Annotated in this window: 25 protein-coding genes; 8 read left to right on the top strand and 17 right to left on the bottom strand. The window is 44.9% G+C overall.

Features of this window, described 5'->3' with window-relative positions; translation table 11 throughout:
* Positions 1-178 precede the first annotated feature (178 nt).
* Positions 179-1,132, bottom strand: coding sequence for a D-2-hydroxyacid dehydrogenase family protein (locus Xsto_RS10480; protein WP_099109634.1), 954 nt, complete (start codon positions 1,130-1,132; stop codon positions 179-181).
* 180 nt (positions 1,133-1,312) lie between these two features.
* Entirely contained in the window at positions 1,313-1,849 is a 537-nt protein-coding gene (yjgA, locus tag Xsto_RS10475) for a ribosome biogenesis factor YjgA (RefSeq protein WP_099109635.1), read from the bottom strand.
* A 199-nt stretch (positions 1,850-2,048) separates the two neighbouring features.
* Here yjgA and pmbA point away from each other — a divergent pair, with 199 nt between their 5' ends.
* The gene (gene pmbA, locus Xsto_RS10470) at positions 2,049-3,392 is read left to right on the top strand and encodes a metalloprotease PmbA (protein WP_099125029.1); all 1,344 of its coding nucleotides are present in this window, start codon (positions 2,049-2,051) and stop codon (positions 3,390-3,392) included.
* A 50-nt stretch (positions 3,393-3,442) separates the two neighbouring features.
* Here pmbA and rnk read toward each other — a convergent pair whose 3' ends face one another.
* The 13 genes from rnk to Xsto_RS10405 all read right to left on the bottom strand — a co-directional run bounded on the left by rnk (position 3,443) and on the right by Xsto_RS10405 (position 14,215).
* Positions 3,443-3,853, bottom strand: coding sequence for a nucleoside diphosphate kinase regulator (rnk, locus tag Xsto_RS10465; protein ID WP_099109637.1), 411 nt, complete (start codon positions 3,851-3,853; stop codon positions 3,443-3,445).
* 184 nt (positions 3,854-4,037) lie between these two features.
* Positions 4,038-5,270 carry an alanine racemase gene (gene alr / locus Xsto_RS10460; protein WP_099109638.1) on the bottom strand — a complete coding sequence of 411 codons (1,233 nt, stop codon included), beginning with the start codon at positions 5,268-5,270 and terminating at the stop codon, positions 4,038-4,040.
* 404 nt (positions 5,271-5,674) lie between these two features.
* A complete protein-coding gene (gene npr / locus Xsto_RS10455) occupies positions 5,675-5,947 on the bottom strand; it encodes a PTS phosphocarrier protein NPr (RefSeq protein WP_099109639.1) in 273 nt (90 codons plus the stop codon).
* Between the two features lie 18 nt (positions 5,948-5,965).
* Entirely contained in the window at positions 5,966-6,817 is an 852-nt protein-coding gene (rapZ, locus tag Xsto_RS10450) for an RNase adapter RapZ (RefSeq protein WP_038259562.1), read from the bottom strand.
* A gap of 106 nt (positions 6,818-6,923) precedes the next feature.
* Positions 6,924-7,391, bottom strand: coding sequence for a PTS IIA-like nitrogen regulatory protein PtsN (gene ptsN / locus Xsto_RS10445; protein ID WP_099109640.1), 468 nt, complete (start codon positions 7,389-7,391; stop codon positions 6,924-6,926).
* 295 nt (positions 7,392-7,686) lie between these two features.
* Positions 7,687-7,974, bottom strand: coding sequence for a ribosome hibernation promoting factor (gene hpf, locus Xsto_RS10440; RefSeq protein ID WP_099109641.1), 288 nt, complete (start codon positions 7,972-7,974; stop codon positions 7,687-7,689).
* Between the two features lie 79 nt (positions 7,975-8,053).
* Positions 8,054-9,493, bottom strand: a complete 1,440-nt coding sequence (gene rpoN / locus Xsto_RS10435) for an RNA polymerase factor sigma-54 (RefSeq protein WP_099109642.1) — start codon at positions 9,491-9,493, stop codon at positions 8,054-8,056.
* A 72-nt stretch (positions 9,494-9,565) separates the two neighbouring features.
* Positions 9,566-10,291 (bottom strand): LPS export ABC transporter ATP-binding protein, encoded by a 726-nt coding sequence (gene lptB, locus Xsto_RS10430; protein WP_099125028.1) that lies wholly within the window; start codon positions 10,289-10,291, stop codon positions 9,566-9,568.
* Positions 10,292-10,297: 6 nt separating this feature from the next.
* Positions 10,298-10,861 carry a lipopolysaccharide ABC transporter substrate-binding protein LptA gene (lptA, locus tag Xsto_RS10425; protein WP_099109644.1) on the bottom strand — a complete coding sequence of 188 codons (564 nt, stop codon included), beginning with the start codon at positions 10,859-10,861 and terminating at the stop codon, positions 10,298-10,300.
* Complete coding sequence (gene lptC / locus Xsto_RS10420; protein WP_099109645.1) at positions 10,842-11,435, bottom strand: LPS export ABC transporter periplasmic protein LptC; 594 nt, start codon at positions 11,433-11,435, stop codon at positions 10,842-10,844. The genes lptA and lptC overlap by 20 nt, the downstream gene beginning before the upstream one ends.
* 19 nt (positions 11,436-11,454) lie before the next feature.
* Positions 11,455-12,018, bottom strand: a complete 564-nt coding sequence (kdsC, locus tag Xsto_RS10415) for a 3-deoxy-manno-octulosonate-8-phosphatase KdsC (protein WP_099109646.1) — start codon at positions 12,016-12,018, stop codon at positions 11,455-11,457.
* A gap of 143 nt (positions 12,019-12,161) precedes the next feature.
* A complete protein-coding gene (kdsD, locus tag Xsto_RS10410) occupies positions 12,162-13,130 on the bottom strand; it encodes an arabinose-5-phosphate isomerase KdsD (protein ID WP_099109647.1) in 969 nt (322 codons plus the stop codon).
* Positions 13,131-13,246: 116 nt separating this feature from the next.
* Positions 13,247-14,215: a calcium/sodium antiporter gene (locus Xsto_RS10405; RefSeq protein ID WP_099109648.1), complete on the bottom strand. Its 969-nt coding sequence runs from the start codon at positions 14,213-14,215 to the stop codon at positions 13,247-13,249.
* 227 nt (positions 14,216-14,442) lie between these two features.
* Here Xsto_RS10405 and mlaF point away from each other — a divergent pair, with 227 nt between their 5' ends.
* The 7 genes from mlaF (at position 14,443) to murA (ending at position 19,367) form a co-directional block, all read left to right on the top strand.
* Complete coding sequence (gene mlaF / locus Xsto_RS10400; protein ID WP_099109649.1) at positions 14,443-15,261, top strand: phospholipid ABC transporter ATP-binding protein MlaF; 819 nt, start codon at positions 14,443-14,445, stop codon at positions 15,259-15,261.
* A 15-nt stretch (positions 15,262-15,276) separates the two neighbouring features.
* Positions 15,277-16,059 (top strand): lipid asymmetry maintenance ABC transporter permease subunit MlaE, encoded by a 783-nt coding sequence (gene mlaE, locus Xsto_RS10395; protein ID WP_099109715.1) that lies wholly within the window; start codon positions 15,277-15,279, stop codon positions 16,057-16,059.
* A gap of 4 nt (positions 16,060-16,063) precedes the next feature.
* Positions 16,064-16,576 carry an outer membrane lipid asymmetry maintenance protein MlaD gene (gene mlaD / locus Xsto_RS10390; protein ID WP_099109650.1) on the top strand — a complete coding sequence of 171 codons (513 nt, stop codon included), beginning with the start codon at positions 16,064-16,066 and terminating at the stop codon, positions 16,574-16,576.
* Positions 16,577-16,609: 33 nt separating this feature from the next.
* Entirely contained in the window at positions 16,610-17,239 is a 630-nt protein-coding gene (gene mlaC / locus Xsto_RS10385) for a phospholipid-binding protein MlaC (RefSeq protein ID WP_099109651.1), read from the top strand.
* 1 nt (position 17,240) lies between these two features.
* Positions 17,241-17,606, top strand: coding sequence for a lipid asymmetry maintenance protein MlaB (gene mlaB, locus Xsto_RS10380; protein WP_241537921.1), 366 nt, complete (start codon positions 17,241-17,243; stop codon positions 17,604-17,606).
* Between the two features lie 192 nt (positions 17,607-17,798).
* Positions 17,799-18,053 (top strand): BolA family iron metabolism protein IbaG, encoded by a 255-nt coding sequence (gene ibaG / locus Xsto_RS10375; protein ID WP_099109652.1) that lies wholly within the window; start codon positions 17,799-17,801, stop codon positions 18,051-18,053.
* 57 nt (positions 18,054-18,110) lie between these two features.
* Complete coding sequence (gene murA, locus Xsto_RS10370; protein ID WP_099109653.1) at positions 18,111-19,367, top strand: UDP-N-acetylglucosamine 1-carboxyvinyltransferase; 1,257 nt, start codon at positions 18,111-18,113, stop codon at positions 19,365-19,367.
* Between the two features lie 155 nt (positions 19,368-19,522).
* On the opposite strand, the gene degS is transcribed toward murA, so the two are convergent.
* Both degS and degQ read right to left on the bottom strand, forming a co-directional pair.
* Complete coding sequence (gene degS, locus Xsto_RS10365; protein WP_099125027.1) at positions 19,523-20,581, bottom strand: outer membrane-stress sensor serine endopeptidase DegS; 1,059 nt, start codon at positions 20,579-20,581, stop codon at positions 19,523-19,525.
* 111 nt (positions 20,582-20,692) lie between these two features.
* Positions 20,693-22,075: a serine endoprotease DegQ gene (gene degQ / locus Xsto_RS10360; protein WP_099109657.1), complete on the bottom strand. Its 1,383-nt coding sequence runs from the start codon at positions 22,073-22,075 to the stop codon at positions 20,693-20,695.
* Between the last annotated feature and the right edge of the window lie 39 nt (positions 22,076-22,114).

Here is a 22,114-nt window from a genome sequence, read left to right as displayed (position 1 = left end):
AAGTTGCCTCTTTGTTGGCTGCGCTCGTTCACCCCGGTCACTGTTTTTATAAAGATACGGTTATCTATGCTCCTGGGGATGAACTCCCTTGCCGCCGCGACGCATCTTGAAATCCATTGTGTATATTACACCGCTACATTGGCTGAAATGTGGCGGTATTTCTATATAGAACCAGCGGTTATTTATTTACAACATGGCTTTCATCGCCAGAAAAATAACGCTCAACATTCTTAAATGCACTGTCAAAATAGATGTCGTAGCAGCTTGTTGTGACATAACCTATGTGCGGACTACACAGGACATTGTCTCGTTTTAATAAAGTGTGGCTGGCATCCCAAATCGGTTCAACATCAAAAACATCCAATGCAGCAAAACCCGGCGTACCCAGATCAAGTGCTTTCTCAAGAGCACCGGCTTCTATCAGCGCTGATCTTGCTGTATTGACTAATACCGCACTGTTTTTCATATGAGTCAGATCAGCCAATGTGACATTACCTGTCGTCTCTTTAACCAGACGCTGATGCAGGGTAATAACATCCGATGTTTTAAAAAAATCTTCACGTGATTGAGGAACAATCAGACCGTCCTGACGGGCTTTTTCCTGTGAGCGTTCTGAACCCCACACCTGAACCTTCATATCAAATGCACGTGCATATCTGGCAACCCGTTGACCAATATTTCCATACCCGAGAATACCAAGGGTTTTTTCAGCGACGGTATCGCCCAGTTCAGTTTGCCACTGACCTTTTTTCATCGACTCCACTAAAGCGACGAATTTGCGGATGGAACTTTGAATTAACAACCAAGTTAACTCGGCTGCGGCAACAGGAGAACCGGCACCCTCTACGACAGCAATGCCCTTCTGTTTACATAAATCCAGATCGATATTGTAAGCCACCTTTCCTGTTTGGCTGATCAGTTTTAAGTTGGGGGTTTTAGATAAGAACTGCTCATCAATAATTGTTCTTTCACGGATCAAGATCAGTGCATCAGCCTTAGAGAGTAACTCACTGGCTTTCGGGTCGCGATCCACTGCACCGAGGCTGACAACGTCAAAATCACGGTTTTGATATAAAGCCTGAATCTGTTTTGTTGCAGCTTGATAATCATCTGGAATAACAACGAGAGGCATGTGAAATATCCTTTATGCAAGTTCAGATAATGAAAAACAATTAAGGTTATCTCATTTTTGTTACATTTTCGTAATATTTAACCGGAAGTGTTAAATTAAGCAGTTTTAATATGATGGCGGGATACGGGATAAGAGAAAAGAAAGTTACCGCCATTTCTTAAAGAAATGGCGATCTGAATATCATACTGTTCCAGATAATTCTTTCAGATACTGAAAGATCTGCCGGTAGGATTTTGGTGGTTTGTTCGCTGCTTTCTCTTTTTTGGCATTACGCACCAGCGTCCGTAGTTGCTGGCGATCTGTATGCGGATAGAGTGTCACAACTTCTTCAAGCGCGTTGTCACTTTCCAGTAATTTATCCCGAAGTTCTTCCAATTTGTGCAGGATCACAACCTGCTGGTTATGCCGGTTTTTCAGTTTATCCAATGCGATAGTAATTGGCTCTGGATCGCGGGCACGTAATAGTTTGCCTATCAATTGTAACTGACGACGACGGCCTTCACGTTTGATTCTCTGTGCCAGCTCAATCGCGGCCAGTAAATCTTCATCCAACGGGATGCGTTCCAGTTCGCTTTTGCTCAGTTCAACCAGTTCAGCTCCCAGCTTTTTAAGCTCTTCCGCATCCCGCTTGATTTCACTTTTACTGACCCAGATTATCTCTTCTTCTTCCTCTTCAGCAGGATAATTGTCGAGCCAATCTTCAGGCTGCTTTGCCATAATTGTTTTCCTTCTAAAAAGGCCGGATAAGGTGCACTTTGGAACATGACCAATTTCCCGGTGGGTGTTAACATCTTCTAATATTGTCTATTGTAACTGGGAAAATTGCCTGATTACCACTCGGCATTAATACTGAAAGCCGGAATATAGCACTTTCCCTGGTAAATTCCCTTTTAATTTAAATGGTTATGGTTAATTGATGATAGTTACCAATCAACAAATTACGGAGCAGCGTAAGCAATTGGAAGAGGCTGTTTCCCACGCTCTGGAATTAGCGAAAGCAGGTTGCGATGCTGCGGAAGTCGCAGTCAATAAAACAACGGGGATCAGCGTCAGTACCCGTTTCAGTGAAGTCGAAAATGTAGAATTTAACAGTGATGGCGCATTAGGCATCACTGTTTATAATCAGCAGCGCAAAGGCAGCGCATCATCTACCGATTTAAGCCCGGAGGCTATTGCGCGTACGGTGCAGGCGGCTATTGATATTGCTCGTTATACTTCGCCAGATCCTTGTGCTGGCCCGGCAGATAAAGAATTATTAGCGTTTGAAGCGCCTGATCTGGATTTGTTCCACACAGCTGATTTGGATGCTGATAAGGCGATTGAACTGGCAGCCCGCGCGGAACAGGCGGCACTACAGGCCGATCAACGTATTACTAATACCGAAGGCGGCAGTTTTAATGCTCACTATGGCATCCGCGTCTTTGGTAATAGTCATGGTATGTTGCAGAGTTACTGCTCAAGCCGCTATTCCACATCTAGCTGTGTAATTGCAGAACAAGACGGCAATATGGAACGCGATTATGCCTATACCGTGAACCGTCGTTTTGATGAATTACAGTCACCAGAGTGGGTTGGTCAGGAGAGCGCGCAACGTACATTGTCTCGCTTAGGGGCGCGTAAGCTTTCGACGATGAAAGCACCGGTGATTTTTTCCGCAGAAGTGGCGACCGGTCTGTTTGGTCATTTGGTCGGAGCGATTAGTGGCAGCAGCATCTATCGTAAATCCTCCTTTCTGTTGGACAGTCTGGGTAAACAAATCCTGCCTTCGTGGCTGACAATTGAGGAGCAGCCTCATTTGTTGAGAGGTCTGGCTTCAACACCTTTTGACAGCGAAGGCGTACGTACACTGCCTCGTGAGATTATTAAAGACGGTGTATTACAGTCATGGCTGATGACGTCATACTCTGCTCGTAAACTGGGTCTGACAAGTACCGGTCATGCAGGTGGAATTCATAACTGGCGTATCGAAGGTCAGGGGCTGGGTTTTGATGGGCTGTTGCGGGAAATGGGCACGGGTCTGGTAGTGACGGAACTGATGGGACAGGGTGTCAGCGCAATAACAGGAGATTACTCTCGTGGCGCGGCCGGTTTTTGGGTCGAAAATGGCGAAATTCAGTATCCCGTCAGTGAGATAACCATTGCAGGCAATCTGAAAGATATGTGGGCAAATATGGTAACAATCGGTAATGATATCGAAACACGCAGTAACATTCAGTGTGGTTCAGTTCTGTTGCCGGAAATGAGTATCGCCGGTCAATAAGGGATACTCAATCAACAACAGCCAGTCTGGTCTACTGGGCTGGCTGTGAGTTAACGGTGGTATTCGCCTGCTGCTTCGGGTTGATAAAGTATTTCTAATACTTTTATCCGTGTTTTTTCACCGTTCGGCAATTCCCACGTAATCTCATCATTGACTTTCAGACCTAAAAGCGCAGCGCCTAAAGGTGCCATGACGGATAGCTGTTTTGTGCTGTCCTGTAGCGATGCCGGATAAACGAGAGTACGGATACGCTCTTCATTATTGCTAAAATCAATGAATTTAATTTCACTGTTCATAGTAACAATATCTGCTGGGATTTCTGCTGGTGGTAAGATTTCCGCTCTGTCCAGTTCATCGTTCAGTGCATCTGCGATACTGGTATTGGCAAATGCGGCTTGTTCCAACAGAGAATCTAAACGTTCTGCATCTAATTCATTAATAATGATATTTGGTTTTTTCATACCACGCTCCAAATTAGGCTCAATACAAAATAACACCCCGCAACGCAAGGAGGGGGGTGTTATTTTCAATGTGATTAAAGTGATATTAGGCTGTTCTGTCATGAAAATAAAGAGATCATGATCACGAACTGTTTGGTGCTGCTAATGAAACAAGGTTCAGCCAGATATTATGACAGGTTATAAATTATTGGCCTGTAACGGTGATCTTCGGGTTGGTTTCGCCAAAGATTGAGGTCAGTTCAACAATGTGCATGCCGCTCCATTTTTGAATATCAGCCTGAGTAATTTCTTCGTTACCTTGTTTACCCAAAATCACAACTTCATCGCCACTCTTAACTTCAGGCAGATCAGTCACATCAATCATAGCGGTATTCATGGAAACGCGACCGACAACCGGTGCACGATGACCGTTAATCAGAACATAGGCTTTGTTTGACAGAGCAGTGCTGAAACCATCAGAGAAACCGACTGGCAGGTTAGCAAGGATAGAATCACGTTTCAGGATATGAGTGTTGTCGTAGCTGACACCATTGCCTTTAGGGTATGGTTTAACAGAAGCAACACGGGTTTTTACCTGAATCAGAGGTTTGAACTCTGGATGGCTGTCTTGTAAGATGCCGTACAATGCGCTGCCAACGCGAGCCATATCAAACTGGGCTTCAGGTAAGCTCAGTGATGCAAAAGAGCTGGATGCATGCAGAGTGATTTCGTCTCTTTTCAGGTTTGCTTCTTTAATCAACCAGGCAGTTTGTTCGTTGAAGTTTTTGATACTTTCGCGGATCACATTCAGGTCAGTGAGAGCATGGTGGCTCATGATGCCAACCAATTTCAGGTTAGGCAGCTTAGCAATTTGCAGTGCTTCCTGTTTGCCCTGTTCGGTTTTCATTTCCAGCCCATTACGGCTCATTAAACCGGTGTTCAGCGCTAAATGAACACGGATCTCTTTACCATGTTTTTTAGCTATGGCATCAATAGCTTTAGCGCTTTCCAGATCGCCAACCATCTCTTCCATGTCATAGCTCAGCGTGCTTTCAATTTCATCTGCCATTGCTGCACGGACGCGTACCAGCTGGCCGGTAAAACCACTATCACGCACGATACGGGCTTCTTCATTACTGGTGATCCCAACACAAGGTACTCCGGTTTTAATGATTGACGGCATCAGCAAACCGAGACCATAACCATAAGCATCACCTTTCAGAATTGCACATATTTTGGTGTCTTTGTTCAGGGTTTCTTTCAGTGTTTGGATATTGTTTTCGAAAGTGGTGGTGTTGATTTCTACCCAGGCATTGTTGTTAACAGCGACACGTTCTGCCTGCGTATTATCTAAAGAAAGCACAGGTGCCGCCTGAGCTGCTCCCTGACATAAAGTCAATCCAAGAAAGATAGCTAATGTGGTCTTATTAAAACGCATGAAGTAAATCTCCAGTTTATGAACTGTACGTATAATTCTTTATGTATAAAATCCCGTTAATGATAAGTTTTTTCTAAACTGATTTCATAGAGTTAAATTATTGATGGATAACATTTATTGTTACCTAATGACTATTTGTAAATAGTCGGAATGTTCAGCTTATTTAATTAACAAAACTTCTCAATATATCTTTTCTAATAAATTTATAATTGGAATATATGAAGGTTATTTTATCTTTTGTTGGTTTTAAATATGGCTTTTGCTTCTGTTATTACAGACTAGAAAGCAGTATTAAGAGAAAAATAAAGAGAGTCAGGCGTTATTAACTGAATAAGAAAGGAAGGAGAAAATAGAGAAAAGTGTAATAGAGGGTCTGTGCTACAAACAGGCAAAATCGTATAAGTTTATTCTTCGTCGAAGCCGGAATTGAATAACGCCACAATCGCTGACAAAGCCTGTTGTTCATCAACTCCCGTAGCTTCAACTTCAATGTAGCTACCCTGTTCAGAATCGAGCATCAACATGGCTATGACGCTGTGAGCCTCGGCTTCAACATTGTTGCTGTTGCGCAAAATGACCTGAGACTGAAACTGCTGCACGAGGTCGTGCAGCTTCATGGCAGGCCGCGCATGCATACCGAGTCGGTTTTTAATCTCAAGTCTCTGTTTGACTGTCATGGCCTGCTCTATATAAGGTTACTTACGTTTTTCCAGTGTACGGTGGCGTGACTGAACGTTCTTACCACGGGAACGGAAGTAATCAGCTAATTGTTCTGCTACGTAAACCGAACGATGTTTACCACCGGTACAGCCAATAGCAACTGTCAGGTAGCTGCGATTATTGGTTTCCAGCATGGGTAACCATAGCTCAAGGTAACTGCGGGTCTGGTAAATAAAGTTATGTACTTCGGTATGGCGATCCAAAAACGCAGCAACCGGGCGATCCAGTCCAGTCATCGGGCGAAGTTTTGGATCCCAGTGTGGGTTTGGCAGGAAACGCACATCGAAAACATAATCAGCATCAATCGGAATACCGTGTTTGAAGCCAAAAGATTCAAATACCATTGTCAGTTCACGTTCACGCTTGCCCAATAAACGCGTCCTGAGCATTTCAGCCAGCTCATGAACTGACATTTCAGAAGTATCAATGATCAGGTCTGCCCGGGAACGCAGAGGTTCCAGCAAATCGCTCTCTTTGTCGATGGCACTTTCCAGTGACAGGTTTTTGCTTGAGAGTGGATGCAGGCGACGGGTATCACTGTAGCGACGGATCAGAGTGTTACGATCTGCGTCAAGAAACAGAAGCTGTGGTGAAAAGCTGTCCGGTAATTTTGTCAGAGCTTCTTCGAAAATTTCTGGGGATTCCGGCATATTGCGTACATCAATACTGACTGCCGCTGAAATATCACGTTCAGCCAGTGTATTAGCCAGCTCTGGAAGTAGTACTACCGGCAGGTTATCCACACAGTAGAACCCCATATCTTCCAGCGCACGCAGGGCTACGGACTTACCAGAACCAGAACGACCGCTGACTATCATCAGCACCATGAAATGACTCCCCTTTATTTTGCGGTTCATCAGAACCGCCGTCGTTTATACCTTCTGGGTATATTGCTTTTCAACAATCAATTGTAACCGTAATTGTAATTGTTATTTATTCAGTAATAATTTTGTATAACTCTTCATCACTTTGTGCCGAACGCAGGCGACGACAGAAATTTTTATCTGAAAGACGCTTTGCGATCAAGGATAGTGAATGTAAATGTACCTGACACTGATTAGATGGAACCAATAAAGCAAACAGCAAGTCAACAGGCTGATTATCAATAGCATCAAACGTAATCGGTTGTTCCAGGTGTAAGAATACACCAACAGCATTATCTGAACTCTCGGTCTCCAGTTTGCCGTGAGGAATGGCAATCCCGTTGCCAATACCGGTTGTGCCCACTTTCTCACGGGAAAGGATGGCTTCAAATACGGCACTCTCTGGTACATTCAGCTGCTTTGATGCCAGCTCGCTGATAATCTCTAAGGCGCGCTTCTTACTCGAACAAGGTATATTATTACGCGTACATTCGGATGAAAGCACTGAGCTTAGTGGTAAATCTGTTTCGTTGTTCATTTCTTTATTCGCTTAGGGCTTTAATACCGGATGCCTGAGTTCAGACATCCGGTACTGAGGCACTGTTATTACCATTAAGCCTTCAGGTGCATATAGCAGCCTGAAGGCCGTTAGTTGGTTATACCCTTCGTCTTTCAAGTTGCCTCTTTGTTGGCTGCACTCACTCACCCCAGTCACATAGTTATCTATGCTCAGGGGATTCATTTGCTTGCCGCCGCGATGCAGCTTGAAATTCATTGGGTATACAAATAGAGAACAGTGAGAATCTTATGACAGCCCTGTTGTCTGAAAGCTATTAATGTTGTCTCAATTTACTTTTGTGTTTGGTCAATTGACGAGTCAGTTTATCAACAAGTGCATCAATTGCCGCATACATGTCTTCATGCTCTGAACTCGCATGCAACTCACCTCCATTGACATGCACCGTGGCTTCAGCGATTTTCTGCACTTTTTCCACTCGGAGGATGACCTGAATAAGGTTAATCTTATCGAAATATTGATCCAGTTTGCCGCATTTCGTATTCACAATGTTGCGTAGTGCATCAGTGATTTCAATATTGTGGCCTGTGATATTGAGTTGCATAGTGTTTTCCTTCTCTCTCCGTTGTCTTTCAGGTGGTCTCTTTGTTGATACAACCTGAAATTCATAGGGTCTATGTTATTCAAACCAATTTTTTACGTTGGTTTGAAGGCGGGATGGATAACGACTCTCTATATTTTGCGACAGTCCGACGAGCTACCTGAATACCCTGTTCGGCAAGTAGGCTGGTCAGCTTACTGTCACTCAGTGGTTTGGCCGGGTTTTCTGCCGTGACCAATTTTTTCACCAGTGCCCGTATTGCTGTAGAAGAAGCTTCGCCTCCGCTGTCAGTATTCACGTGACTGGAGAAAAAATATTTCAATTCAAAAATTCCCCGTGGACTATGCAAGTATTTCTGGGTTGTCACACGAGAAATGGTGGATTCATGCATATCAACCTGATAGGCAATATCTGCCAGTACCAGTGGTTTCATGTACTCTGCGCCATGCTCAAAGAAATCCTGTTGCCATTCCACAATGCAATTACTGACCTTTAATAGCGTCTCATTGCGGCTCTCAAGACTTTTTATCAGCCACTTAGCTTCCTGTAGGTTATTGCGGATAAACAGGCTGTCACTCTCATTCTGAGATTGCTGCCCCAGCGCAGCATAGTGCTGATTAATGCACAAGCGGGGAATGCTATCTGTATTCAGCCTGACCTGCCAGTGTTCATTTTCTTTCTGGACGAGTACATCGGGGATCACGTATTCGGATTCACCGGTATTTACCATTAACCCCGGCCGTGGCTCCAGTGACTGTATGATAGCAATAGCTTCTTTCAGAGCACTCTCTTTTAATTTGCTCTGGCGCAATAAATTTCGGAAGTCCCGGTTGCCCAGCAGTTCAAGATACTTGCTGGTAACCAGTTTGGCTTCTTTCAGATAGGGGGTTTCTATCGGCAACAGCGAAAGCTGGATGAGTAGACATTCACGTAAGTCACGTGCCGCGACTCCGATGGGATCAAAATGTTGTACTCTTTTGAGTACGGCTTCGATTTCTTCCGGTGTCAGTTCATCATTGCCGATGCTGATAAGGATATCCTCGACAGAGGCGGTCAGGTAGCCTGTCTCGTCAATAGCATCAATGATTGATGTGGCTATGGCTGAATCTGTTTCAGTAAAGGGCGTCAGCGCAGCCTGCCACGTCAGATAGTCTTGTAGTGTCTGGGTGGTTTCCCCCTGATAGACGGGGAAATCATCCGCACTGTAGTCACTTCGCGTTCCTGAAGATGTACCGGCGCTGTAAATTTCATCCCAGCTGGTATCGAGAGGCAATTCTTCCGGCATATTCTTTTGTTCAAGCGCTTCGAGGGTATCCATAACCGTTGTTTCGGGATCTGAATAATCCTGAGCATCAATCTCCTGAAGTGTGTCTTCCTGTTCAAGCAGGGGATTCGTTTCCAAAGCCAGTTGAATCTCCTGCTGAAGTTCGAGCGTAGAAAGTTGCAACAAACGGATTGCCTGCTGAAGTTGTGGCGTCATCGTCAATTGTTGACTGAGTTTGAGTTGCAAACTTTGCTTCATAACGTTTTCACTTCCTCCTGAATGGATTACCCTCGAACTGTAATTTCCCTGAACTCTGCCTGACAATGAGCCTTAAAGACGGAAGCCTTCACCCAGATAAACACGCTTAACCTGTTCATTGTTAAGGATGTCTTCTGGTGTACCGTGAGCAATCAGATGCCCCTGACTGACAATATAAGCGCGCTCACAAACATCCAGCGTTTCACGGACGTTATGGTCAGTAATCAGGACTCCCAGACCATAATCCCGCAGATGTTGAATGATCTTTTTAATATCAAGGACTGAGATAGGGTCAACACCCGCAAAAGGCTCATCCAACAGAATAAATTTAGGGTTTGCTGCCAGTGCCCGGGCGATTTCCACACGGCGGCGCTCACCACCGGACAATGACTGACCGAGACTGTTACGCAAATGGGAGATATGAAATTCTTCCATCAGCTCTTCAGCGCGCTCTTTACGCTGTTCCTGATTGATATCTTTGCGGATTTCAAGAACAGCCATTAAGTTATCGTATACGCTCAGCCGACGGAAGATAGAGGCTTCCTGAGGTAAGTAGCCGATGCCCCGGCGGGCACGTTCATGCAGAGGCAGCAGGCTGATATCTTCATGGTCAATGGTGATAGTACCTGCATCGCGGGGCACGATACCAACGACCATATAGAAAGTTGTGGTTTTACCTGCACCATTTGGCCCTAGCAGGCCCACAATTTCACCTGATTTCACTTTCAGGCTGACATCCTCAACAACCCTACGCCCTTTATAAGACTTTGCCAGATTGTCTGCGTTTAATATTGCCATACGTCGTTATTTACTCTTTTTATGAACTTCAGTGCTGTTAGTACCGGTATTGTTAACACCCGGGCCTTTTTCCTGTAACTGAGAAGGCAACAGGACGGTGGTAACATGCTTACCTTTATCACTAAAGGCTTCCATTTGCTGTGTTGGTACTAAGTAGGTGATTTTATCGCCTTTGATATTGCTGTCGAGCTGTTCAAGATAAGCATTACCTGTCAGTGTGATCAGCTCATTATTCATCTCATAGCGCATCTTCGAAGCATGGCCTTTGATAGGTTTACCATCATCCTGCAATTGATAAAATGTTGCCGGGTTACCATAAGCTTCAATAACCGTTTTTTTGGAATCCCCGTCAGGGCGGGTGACAACAACCTTATCTGCATGGATATCAATAGAACCCTGCTTTACAATAACATTATCCGTAAATGTGGCAATGTTCCCCGTTAAATCCAGTGATTGTCTGGCTGAATCAATGGTAATGGGCTTTTGGGTATCATCTTTCAGTGCCAGTGCAGGCAAACTGACTGCAACCAATGTACTGGCAATAAAAGTATTACGGATTAGGTTCTTCATGTGGAATCTCATATTGAGTGGTCACCTTTTCAATCAGTTCAGCAGTTTTATCTCGCAGGTTGCCGCGCATTTTCATCCCAACAGATCTCAGACCGACACCTTCTAATGTAATTTTATCGTCGGATGCCACATCCTGCGTCACAAGATTGACGGTCGCGTTTTCTGTTGTAATACGTTTCAGTTGTGATGCGTCATTCAGGCTATCTACCTGAACATCCCCATATAAGTAGAGCATATTATCATGGGTAAGTTTCGCTTTATTGGCACGTACTGTCCATGTTGCCGGTGGCGGTGTGGATTTACTGTTAGCATCAAACGTTGTTAATACTGGCTTGGTAAACCAAGTCAGCTTTGTTTCTGTATAATTTTTAACATTATCTGCCTCTAGTTTATAAACCAGTTTACCTTCTGGATCATAAACAAATGTCGTGGCTTCTTTTGTTTGATAAGTCGGGTAACCCTCATCCAAAACGGGTGAGGAGGCGCCTTCATTTGAATTGGATAAATTCCAGCCAATCAATGCAAGCACAATTAAAGTCAGTATTGCGATCAGCCAGGATTGAGTTCTGCTCATTCTTTTTTCAGTTCATGTGTTATATGGATAAACCTTTGGCATCTTCCAGCTTGTTTTGAGCAAAAAGCACCAAATCACAAAGTTCTCTGACTGCACCGCGACCACCGGCAATCCGAGTGACATAATCTGCTTTGGGCAGCAGTAGCGGGTGGGCATCTGCTACGGCAACAGATAAGCCGACTTTTGCCATTACAGGCCAATCGATAAGGTCATCGCCGATATAGGCAACCTGTTCAGGCTGTAGCGCTAGTTTATCCAACAGTTCCTGATACGCCAAAACCTTATCGTTCTGACCTTGGTAAAGATGTGTAATACCAAGAGTTTTTGCACGATCTTCCAGCAATTTGGCCTGACGACCGGTAATAATGGCGACTTCAAGGCCAGAAGTTATTAAACAGCGGATGCCGTAACCATCACGCACATTAAAGGCTTTCAGTTCTTCACCCTGATTACCCATATATATCAGGCCATCTGACATCACACCATCAACATCACAGATTAACAGACGAATTTTACGGGCTTTTTCGATAATGTTTACATTAACTGGGCCATAACAGGTATCCAGATAGGTATTTTGATTCATTCAGGAATTTCTCTATTCATAATTTGCAACAGGCCCCGGTTGCAGGCCTGTTTAATACATCTTTGCTGATACTGTTTATCAGTATTGCTTACGGGTACAACCCTATTAGCCTCACCATCCTATCAGATTTACATGGCGGCTTTTTATACAACTCCTGCCTGTAATAGATCGTGCATATGTAATACGCCGAGCAGTGTGTCACCTTCAGTGACCAGTAGGGAAGTGATATGACGTGATTGCATCAGATTCAGGGCATCAACCGCCAGAGTATTTGGTTTGATACGGATCCCGCCGGTGGTCATAACGTCAGAAATTTTGGCATTATTTAAATCAATCCCCATATCAAACACTCGGCGTAGATCCCCGTCAGTGAAAATACCGTCGATCTGCATATCATCACCACAGATAACCGTCATGCCCAGTTTTTTTCGGGTAATTTCTATCAGGCCTTCACGAAGGGTAGCTGTGCGGGGAACGCGCGGAATATCATCCCCTGTAGTCATTAATTCGCTGGTCAGCAGTAACAGTTTACGTCCAAGAGCCCCACCGGGGTGAGAGAGGGCGAAATCTTCGGTGGTAAAGCCACGGGCCTCCAGCAGGGCAAGAGCCAGTGCATCTCCCATAACAAGCGTTGCTGTTGTACTGGTGGTGGGAGCTAACCCAAGAGGACAGGCTTCCTGTGGTGTTTTAATGCACAGGTGGACATCCGCAGCTTTGCCCATGTTGCTGTTACAGTTATTTGTCATACAAATGAGAGCAACTTTCTGCCGCTTAAGTACCGGAATAAGTGCGAGGATTTCATTCGATTCGCCGGAGTTGGAGATAGCCAGTACGATATCTTTTGGCGTTACCATACCAAGGTCACCATGACTGGCTTCGCCGGGGTGGACAAAGAATGAAGGCGTTCCGGTACTGGCAAATGTGGCTGCGATTTTCCGCCCGATATGTCCGGATTTTCCCATCCCCATAACAATGACTTTACCTTCACATCCAAACATAAGCTCGCAGGCTTTGCTGAAATCGTCATTGATGTATTGCTCTAATTCCGCCAATCCTTCGAGTTCGATATGTAATACTCTTTTACCTGCTTGCTGAAAATCGATCTTAGGCATTTCTACTCCCACTTATTCCCATTACAACCAGTAATTACTCAGAACATTGATCACCAGACATTGATCATCAAATCGTGATTATCAAACATCAGCCACCATACATTAGTCACCGGATATTAATCACTATGCAGCACAAAAAGTGCAACAAAATATGCAATAAAGCAGCTGAGTAATAGCGCACCACTCAGCCGGTTAAACCGATGTTTTCTTCTCACACAGAATATCGTGAATAGTACACTCGCCGCCATCATGATCCAAAAATCCCGGGAAAAGGCGTAGGATGAAATAACGCTGGGTGAAAATAGGCCGGAAACACCTAATACTAGGGTCATGTTGAAAACATTAGAACCAATAATATTTCCCATTGCCATATCATTTTCACCTTTAATGGCTGCGGCAATAGAGGTGGCGAGTTCTGGCAGGCTTGTTCCCACCGCCAGAATAGTTAAACCAATCACCAAGTCGCTGATACCGTAAATCCGTGCAATGACGGTAGCATTATCAATGACCATTCGGGTGGATATCGGTAGGAGAAGCAGGCCCAATACAACCCAAAGCAGCGCGATACCATTATTACCTTCGTCGGGTAATTCTGCATCTCTCTCCTGTGTATAGCTGTCGACATCATCAGATTGGGTACTGACTGTCATTTTTATCATTATTGATATAAAAAACAGGGCAGTCAGTAATAAAAAAATCCCATCCAGACGGCTCAGGTAGTTATCAGACAGCAGATAACCCACAAAGGCCATAATCAGCAACATTAGTGGTAATTCCCGCCGCAGGATCTCTGATTGCACTGTTATTGGGCGAATCAGTGCTACTGCGCCGGTAATCAGTAGCAGATTGGTAATATTGGAGCCAAGTACATTACCTACGGCCATGTTGGGTAACCCGTTCAGACTCGCGTTTACAGAAACCATCAGCTCAGGCAAAGAAGTGCCGATGCCCATAATCACCAGACCAATAATAAAAGGAGGGACTTTTAATGTACGCGCAAATACCGCAGCACCATATACTAATCTATCAGAACCATACACCAGTAAAATCAACCCGGTAATGAGCAGTAAAATAGTCAGAAACATGTTGTGTTCCTTAGAGAAAATTCATGTGAGCACAATGCCAGTGTTGGTTGATTTCTGGACAAAAATATTTATTTAGCCAGATTTATATATTCTGAAGGCCGAAAGTTAAAAAGTAAAATTTGCTATCACTTTGCTAACGCAAATTGGAAAATTTTTTTGTAGTATGCATTACTAATTATTTAGAAACAGTAAGAAATTCGTTTATTAACGATTAAGGGCTATCAATAATGAGTCAACTAACAGCAAATCTTATTGAGATCTGCGGCATGTCTTTTACCCGTGGTCAGCGCCCGATCTTTTCCGATATCAATCTGACTGTTCCAAAAGGGAAAATAACAGCCATTATGGGGCCTTCCGGTATTGGAAAAACGACTCTGCTGCGTCTGATGGGCGGGCAAATCCGCCCTGAGCGCGGTGAGATTTGGTTTGATGGTGATAATATCCCGGCATTATCCCGCCAGCGCCTTTATGAAGTGCGTAAGAAGATGAGTATGTTATTTCAATCGGGCGCATTATTTACGGATTTGAATGTGTTCGACAATGTCGCTTTTCCCTTACGTGAGCATACTAAACTCCCCGAAGAATTAATTTACACTACAGTGATGATGAAGCTGGAAGCGGTAGGATTACGTGGTGCGGCAAAACTGATGCCATCTGAGCTATCGGGAGGTATGGCAAGGCGGGCTGCACTGGCGCGGGCGATTGCACTTGATCCTGATTTAATCATGTTTGATGAGCCATTTGTCGGTCAGGATCCCATCACTATGGGGGTATTGGTTAAGTTGATCGATGAACTTAACCATGCGCTCGGTGTTACCTGTGTTGTGGTTTCCCACGATGTTCCTGAAGTACTGAGTATTGCTGATTATGCCTATATCGTGGCTGAGCAGAAAGTGATTGCAGAAGGGACGCCTGAACAGTTGAAAATGAATCAGGATCAGCGGGTACGTCAGTTTCTTGATGGTATTGCTGACGGGCCGGTGCCTTTCCGTTTCCCTGCGGGGGATTATAAAACCGAGTTATTAACTAACAGAAATCGTTATTAGGATACTTGAATGTTGATGTTAACACGGGCGCTGGCAACATTTGGCAGGCGTGCGATTGAAGTTGTGGCTTCTTTCGGTCGGGCCGGTTTTATGTTATTCAGCGCGATTATTGGTAAGCCCGAACCTGCAAAGCAGTGGCTGTTATTGCGCCAACAGCTTTATAGTGTAGGCGTTCAGTCACTATTGATTATTGTAGTTTCCGGCTTGTTTATCGGTATGGTTCTGGCCTTGCAGGGCTATTTTGTACTGAGGACTTTCAGTGCTGAAGGCAGTCTTGGCATGATGGTGGCGTTATCGCTGCTGCGGGAATTGGGGCCGGTCGTGACTGCTCTGTTATTTGCTGGTCGTGCGGGTTCTGCCTTGACGGCAGAGATCGGCCTGATGAAAGCGACAGAGCAAATTTCCAGTCTGGAAATGATGGCAGTAGACCCATTGCGTAGGGTAGTTGCCCCGCGTTTTTGGGCTGGTTTTATCAGTATGCCTTTACTGGCATTGATCTTTGTGGCTGTCGGTATTCTGGGCGGTGCGATGGTCGGAGTCGACTGGAAAGGGATTGATGGTGGTTTTTTCTGGTCTTCCATGCAATCAGCGGTGGAATTGCAGAAAGACATACTTAACTGTTTTATTAAGAGCTTAGCTTTTGCCATCACGGTGACATGGATCGCACTGTTTAATGGGTATGATGCTATCCCTACATCAGAGGGGATCAGCAGGGCGACGACGCGTACGGTGGTTCATGCATCGTTGGCAGTATTGGGTTTGGATTTTGTGCTGACAGCACTGATGTTTGGGAACTAATTCGATGCAAAGCAAGAAAAATGAAATATGGGTTGGAAGTTTTATATTAATTGCACTGGCCGCAATCATTTTCTTATGCCTGAAGGTCGCTAATGTCCGATCTTTTGGCAATCAGACCACTTATCATGTCATTGCAGCATTTGACAATATAGGTGGGTTAAAAGAGCGTTCTCCTGTCAAAGTCGGAGGGGTGGTCATTGGTCGGGTAGGGAAAATCTGGCTCGATAAGAAAACGTATACTCCGCAGGTTGAACTGGATATTTTCTCGCAGTACGACAATATTCCAAGTTCCAGTTCGCTGTCTATCCGGACTTCAGGTCTGTTGGGTGAACAATATGTTGCGTTGAATGTTGGGTTTGATGATGCTGATTTGGGGATCACCATGCTGAAAGATGGAGATCGCGTTGAGGATACCAAACCTGCAATGGTTCTTGAAGATTTAATAGGTCAGTTCCTGTACAAAAGCGGAAGTGATGATCATCAAAAATCATCTGAGGCTCCCACACAGGTACATTAACCAGCAATCTACTGCTTAGGAGAAATAGCAATTATGTTTAAGCGATTACTTATGGCTGCCTTATTGGTGGTTGCACCACTTGCCAATGCGGTTGATCAGACTAATCCGTATGCTTTGATGAAAGTCGCAGCAGAAAAAACTTTTTCACGTCTGAAGGGTGAACAATCGCAGATTCGTGCTAATCCGGAAATATTGCCTCAGATCGTGCGTCAGGAGCTATTGCCTTATGTTCAGGTAAAATATGCAGGCGCGCTGGTTCTGGGGCCTTATTATAAACAGGCGACGCCAGAGCAGCGTGATGCCTATTTTAAAGCATTTGAAGATTATCTGGCACAGGCTTATGGCCAGGCTCTGGCAATGTATCACGGGCAGAATTATCAGATTGCCCCGGAGCAGCCATTGGGAGATAAGAATATCGTCGCTATTCGTGTCACCATTACCGATCCGAATGGTCAGCCTCCTGTTCGTCTGGATTTTCAGTGGCGTAAAAACAGTAAAACCGGATATTGGCAGGCTTACGACATGATAGCTGAAGGTGTGAGCATGATTACGACTAAACAGAATGAGTGGTCGGAAATCCTGCGCCAGAAAGGTATTGATGGTTTGACGGAGCAGTTGAAAAGCAGTGCACAGGCTCCAATCATTTTAGAAAAGAAAAAGTGACATGGAAAACGGTGAAATGAAAAACCGGGGGATGGATAAAGCCTCTGACAAAACACCGCTTAGCTGGCAACAGACAGGAAGCACCCTGTTTCTGAAAGGTACTCTGGATCGCGATAGCCTGCTGCCTTTTTGGCAGCAAAAGGATAGCTTATTGGCTCACATTGAAAACATTGATGTTTCAGGGCTTGAGCATGTGGATTCGACGGGAATGGCCCTATTTGTCCGCATAAAAGGCGACTGGCAGCAGAGTGGTAAGGTACTGACATTTTCTGGCATAGGGGAGCGATTGAACACACTGATTGCGCTCTATAGTCTACAAAGTCTCTTTGCTGATAATTCGCCTGAGAAAGGAAATTCACCAGAATAAATATAATGCCTTCATTCTCGACCTAACAGATTTCAGGGTGTTGTTGATAACTCTGTTACCTGAAAGGTGGATATAATTATCGCCCTTATGAGTCATTGTCTTATAAGGGCGTTTTTCTTGGTTTAAGAGTCGTCTGGATTCCATTACGATAGGCATCTACTATTATTTTTTAACGACGAATGTGAGCAAGATATGGATACTAATGAGATTAAACAGGTACTGATGGAAAAATTGGTACTTGATGAAGTTATTGTTAGCGGCGACGGCAGCCATTTTCAGGTAATTGCTGTAGGTGAAATTTTTGGTGAGCTGAGCCGGGTAAAACAACAACAAACAGTTTATGCACCTCTGATGGAATACATTGCTGATAATCGTATCCACGCCCTGTCAATTAAGACCTACACACCTGCGCAATGGCAACGTGACCGCAAGCTCCAGGGTTTCTGAGGTTGTTTGCTTCGCCGCGAACAGCACACTTTGAATTAAATAAGAGAATTATGACAGATGGATAAATTTCAAGTGAAAGGGCCGACCTGCTTGTCAGGCGAGGTCACTATTTCCGGGGCAAAAAATGCCGCATTACCAATCCTGTTCGCAGCGTTGCTGGCGGAAGAGCCAGTTGAATTACAAAATGTTCCTGAATTAAAAGACATTGATACCACAATCAAGCTATTGAATCGTCTGGGAACGAAAGTGGAACGCAAGAATGGTTCTGTCTTTGTTGATGCCAGCGCTGTTAATGAATACTGTGCTCCTTATGAACTGGTCAAAACCATGCGCGCTTCTATCTGGGCACTGGGGCCATTAGTTGCCCGTTTTGGTCAGGGGCAGGTTTCTTTACCTGGTGGTTGCGCCATTGGTGCCCGTCCTGTTGATCTCCATATTACCGGGTTGGAACAACTTGGTGCAAAAATAGTGCTGGATGAGGGCTATGTTAAGGCATCCGTAGATGGTCGTTTAAAAGGTGCCAGCATCGTCATGGATAAAGTCAGTGTCGGTGCAACGGTCACTATCATGGCGGCTGCAACACTGGCGGAAGGCAAGACCATTATTGAGAATGCAGCCCGCGAGCCTGAAATCGAAGATACAGCCAACTTCCTGAATACGTTGGGTGCAAAAATTACGGGTGCAGGAACAGATCGCATTGTGATTGAAGGCGTAGAACGTTTGGGCGGTGGTGTTTATCGTGTCTTGCCTGACCGTATTGAAACCGGTACTTTCCTTATTGCAGCGGCTGTTTCACGCGGGAAGATTGTTTGCCGTCAGGCCAAGCCTGATACACTGGATGCCGTGCTGGCTAAATTACGTGAAGCGGGTGCAGAGATTCAGGTAGGCGATGACTGGATTAGCCTTGATATGCATGGCAAGCGGCCAAAAGCGGTAACTTTCCGTACAGCGCCGCATCCCGGTTTTCCTACAGATATGCAGGCACAGTTCAGCTTACTGAATATTGTTGCTGAAGGTGCGGGCATGATCACTGAAACTATTTTTGAAAACCGTTTTATGCATATTCCTGAATTGATTCGCATGGGGGCACACGCAGAGATTGAAAGTAACTCTGTACTCTGCCACGGCGTTGAGAAATTATCCGGTGCTCAGGTAATGGCAACAGATCTGCGTGCTTCCGCGAGTCTGGTAATTGCTGGCTGCATTGCCGAAGGAACAACAACCGTCGATCGCATTTATCATATTGACCGGGGCTATGAGCATATCGAAGATAAGCTGCGTGGTCTGGGAGCCAATATCGAACGTATTAAGTAAATATACCTTTCGTCTTATAATTTAGCGGCACTCATTCACCCCGGTCACATAGCTATAAATATAGTGTTATCTATGTTTCCGGGGATTTATTTTCGTGCGCTATAGCACTACTTTAAAAATCCATTCTTTCTTTGATTTCCATTTCATTATTGATTTCAATATTCATCAAATTCTTCAATCATAACGTTGAAGGTAAGCGTTTGACCATTACGTAAGACAGTAACAGGAACGACTTTTCCGGGCCGAATTTCTGCAACCTGATCCATTATTTCGGCAGGCGAGAGCGCCGGTTTGTGATTCAGGCTGATGATAATATCGCCCACTTGTATTCCTGCTTTCTTGGCTGGGCTTCCCGGTAAAAGCTGAAAAACCCGCACTCCCTGAATCTGATGGATTTGGGTATCTGACGAGCGGATATTTGGTAGCTCTTTTGTTGAAATGCCGATATATCCTCTGATAACCCGACCATCACGGATCAGTTTCTGCATAATTTTTGTGGCCAGCGCGGTGGGAATGGCAAATCCCAGTCCTTCAGGTGTAGAGCCAAATTCAGATTTATCAAACGACAGTGTATTAATGCCGACCAGTTCACCTAATGTATTAACCAGTGCTCCGCCGGAGCTGCCCTGATTGATTGAAGCATCTGTTTGTAGGAAATTCTGGCGCCGTGTCGGACTCAGCCCGACACGTCCGGTCGCACTGATAATACCTTGAGTAATTGTTTGCCCTAAGTTGTAAGGATTGCCGATTGCCAGCACGATATCCCCGACATGAGGTGCCCTTTTGAGATTAATAGGGATAACCGGCAGATTTTCGGCCTTTATTTTGAGTACTGCCAAATCGGTCGGGCCATCAGAGCCGACCAGTAAAGCTTCGTAGAAACGCCCGTCCTGCAACGCAACAATAATAGAGCCTACTTTGTTGATAACATGCTTATTGGTGAGTACATAGCCCTGTTCACTCATTATGACGCCGGAACCCAATGGAAGTAGTTCCCGGGGTTCATGGGAGAAACTCCCTATACTGGTGCTATATATATTCACAACCGCAGGTGCTGCCCGACGAACACCCTGACTGTAACTGGATGGTTTTTCTGTGTTATCGCTGTACAGGAGATTATTTAACTTATTGGGACGTAGTGAGGGTATGGCAACCAGTAAAATTGCTGCAATAAGTAATCCCGCCAATATGGAGCGCAGTAATTTAATCAACATAGCATTGTTCAGTAATCAATAAGTTAAAAAAGCATAGCACAGAAGCAAGCAGACACAGCCTGCGCTGTGTCTGCTTAATGTACTGCAATCAGAAAAATAATGGCATACCGATTAATTGTTCAATAACAGGTAAATATTGTCACCACCACGCAGGATATTCAGTGCAATAACGGATGGTTTTCCTTCAAGTACCTTTTGTAACTCATTGATATTCTTAACCCGAACATTATTCGCCCCGATGATCAAATCATTCTTCTGCAAACCGACCATTGCGGCTGGAGAATTTTTGGCGACGCCGTCAACTTTCACGCCGGGAGTATTGTTCACAATGCCAGTACTGAGATTCGCACCCTGTAGCGCAATGCTTAATTTCTCTGCTTTGGTTGATGGAGATTCGCTATTTTCCAGAACAACAGACACCTCCATAGGCTTGCCTTTACGCAGCAGACCTACTTTGATTTCTTTGCCCGGTGCAGTCGTACCAATTTTCGCTCTTAGTTCAGCAAAGCTATTAATTTTCTTACCATCAATGGAGGTCAGTACATCTCCGGGTTTAATACCAGCCTTAGCCGCAGCAGATTTAGGAACTACTTCACTGACAAATGCGCCCTGTTGGGCATCAACATTCAGTGCCTTAGCGATATCCGCTGACATTTCAGTACCCTTGATACCAAGCAGGCCGCGTTTTACTTCGCCGTGAGCTATTAACTGGTCTGCCAGATTTCTGGCCATGTTACTTGGGATCGCAAAACCAATACCCACGTTGCCGCCACTAGGTGCAACAATAGCGGTATTAATACCGATCAACTCCCCTCTCAGGTTGATCAGGGCACCACCGGAGTTACCCCGGTTAATTGAGGCATCTGTCTGGATGAAGTTTTCCAGACCTTCCAGATTCAGGCCGCTACGGCCAAGGGCCGAAATGATCCCTGAAGTTACTGTTTGCCCCAGCCCGAATGGGTTACCGATAGCAACAGCATAATCACCGACGCGAAGCTGATCAGAATTGGCAAATTTAATTGCTGTCAGGTTCTTGGCATCTTTAAGCTGCAAAAGTGCGATATCAGTCTGCGGATCACGACCGATGAGTTTAGCGGAGTATTCACGCCCGTCATTGAGCTGGACTTTAATTTTATCCGCGTTATTGATGACGTGATTGTTAGTCAGTACGTATCCTTTATCGGCATTAATAATGACACCAGAACCTAACCCCTGAAATGGGCGGCTTCTTTGTTGTTCCACTGGTGGAAAACCCGGCCCAAAGAAGAACTGAAAATCTTCTGGCAGCTGGAGTTGTTGGGTTTGAACTTCAGTGCCGGCAACATGAACGGTAACAACGGAAGGAAGGACTTTTTCTAACATTGGAGCAAGGCTCGGTAATTCCTGAGAGGCCATAGCAGCGGGTAAAGCCGCATTACTTACCATTGGTACCGAAGCTAAAGATAAACCAATACTGATCGCTAATGCGCTGAGCAATGTGTTTTTACTTTTCATTGAATGCGTTCTCTTACTTACCTAAGCCAGAAAAGGAAA

Origin of the sequence: Xenorhabdus stockiae (assembly GCF_002632825.1) — a bacterium.
GTDB classification, from domain to species: domain Bacteria; phylum Pseudomonadota; class Gammaproteobacteria; order Enterobacterales; family Enterobacteriaceae; genus Xenorhabdus; species Xenorhabdus stockiae.
The sequence above is the reverse complement of the archived record's forward strand: the minus strand, read 5'-3'. Positions and strand labels throughout refer to the sequence as shown.

Coding starts and splice junctions, on each gene's coding strand:
- lptA (WP_099109644.1), bottom strand. CDS start 10,861: ATGAAGAACCTAATCCGTAATACTTTTATTGCCAGTACATTGGTTGCA.
- mlaE (WP_099109715.1), top strand. CDS start 15,277: ATGTTAACACGGGCGCTGGCAACATTTGGCAGGCGTGCGATTGAAGTT.
- murA (WP_099109653.1), top strand. CDS start 18,111: ATGGATAAATTTCAAGTGAAAGGGCCGACCTGCTTGTCAGGCGAGGTC.
- kdsC (WP_099109646.1), bottom strand. CDS start 12,018: ATGAATCAAAATACCTATCTGGATACCTGTTATGGCCCAGTTAATGTA.
- kdsD (WP_099109647.1), bottom strand. CDS start 13,130: ATGCCTAAGATCGATTTTCAGCAAGCAGGTAAAAGAGTATTACATATC.
- npr (WP_099109639.1), bottom strand. CDS start 5,947: ATGACAGTCAAACAGAGACTTGAGATTAAAAACCGACTCGGTATGCAT.
- lptC (WP_099109645.1), bottom strand. CDS start 11,435: ATGAGCAGAACTCAATCCTGGCTGATCGCAATACTGACTTTAATTGTG.
- yjgA (WP_099109635.1), bottom strand. CDS start 1,849: ATGGCAAAGCAGCCTGAAGATTGGCTCGACAATTATCCTGCTGAAGAG.
- rpoN (WP_099109642.1), bottom strand. CDS start 9,493: ATGAAGCAAAGTTTGCAACTCAAACTCAGTCAACAATTGACGATGACG.
- mlaF (WP_099109649.1), top strand. CDS start 14,443: ATGAGTCAACTAACAGCAAATCTTATTGAGATCTGCGGCATGTCTTTT.
- Xsto_RS10405 (WP_099109648.1), bottom strand. CDS start 14,215: ATGTTTCTGACTATTTTACTGCTCATTACCGGGTTGATTTTACTGGTG.
- mlaC (WP_099109651.1), top strand. CDS start 16,610: ATGTTTAAGCGATTACTTATGGCTGCCTTATTGGTGGTTGCACCACTT.
- degS (WP_099125027.1), bottom strand. CDS start 20,581: ATGTTGATTAAATTACTGCGCTCCATATTGGCGGGATTACTTATTGCA.
- rapZ (WP_038259562.1), bottom strand. CDS start 6,817: ATGGTGCTGATGATAGTCAGCGGTCGTTCTGGTTCTGGTAAGTCCGTA.
- ibaG (WP_099109652.1), top strand. CDS start 17,799: ATGGATACTAATGAGATTAAACAGGTACTGATGGAAAAATTGGTACTT.
- alr (WP_099109638.1), bottom strand. CDS start 5,270: ATGCGTTTTAATAAGACCACATTAGCTATCTTTCTTGGATTGACTTTA.
- hpf (WP_099109641.1), bottom strand. CDS start 7,974: ATGCAACTCAATATCACAGGCCACAATATTGAAATCACTGATGCACTA.
- mlaD (WP_099109650.1), top strand. CDS start 16,064: ATGCAAAGCAAGAAAAATGAAATATGGGTTGGAAGTTTTATATTAATT.
- ptsN (WP_099109640.1), bottom strand. CDS start 7,391: ATGAACAACGAAACAGATTTACCACTAAGCTCAGTGCTTTCATCCGAA.
- Xsto_RS10480 (WP_099109634.1), bottom strand. CDS start 1,132: ATGCCTCTCGTTGTTATTCCAGATGATTATCAAGCTGCAACAAAACAG.
- degQ (WP_099109657.1), bottom strand. CDS start 22,075: ATGAAAAGTAAAAACACATTGCTCAGCGCATTAGCGATCAGTATTGGT.
- mlaB (WP_241537921.1), top strand. CDS start 17,241: ATGGAAAACGGTGAAATGAAAAACCGGGGGATGGATAAAGCCTCTGAC.
- pmbA (WP_099125029.1), top strand. CDS start 2,049: ATGATAGTTACCAATCAACAAATTACGGAGCAGCGTAAGCAATTGGAA.
- rnk (WP_099109637.1), bottom strand. CDS start 3,853: ATGAAAAAACCAAATATCATTATTAATGAATTAGATGCAGAACGTTTA.
- lptB (WP_099125028.1), bottom strand. CDS start 10,291: ATGGCAATATTAAACGCAGACAATCTGGCAAAGTCTTATAAAGGGCGT.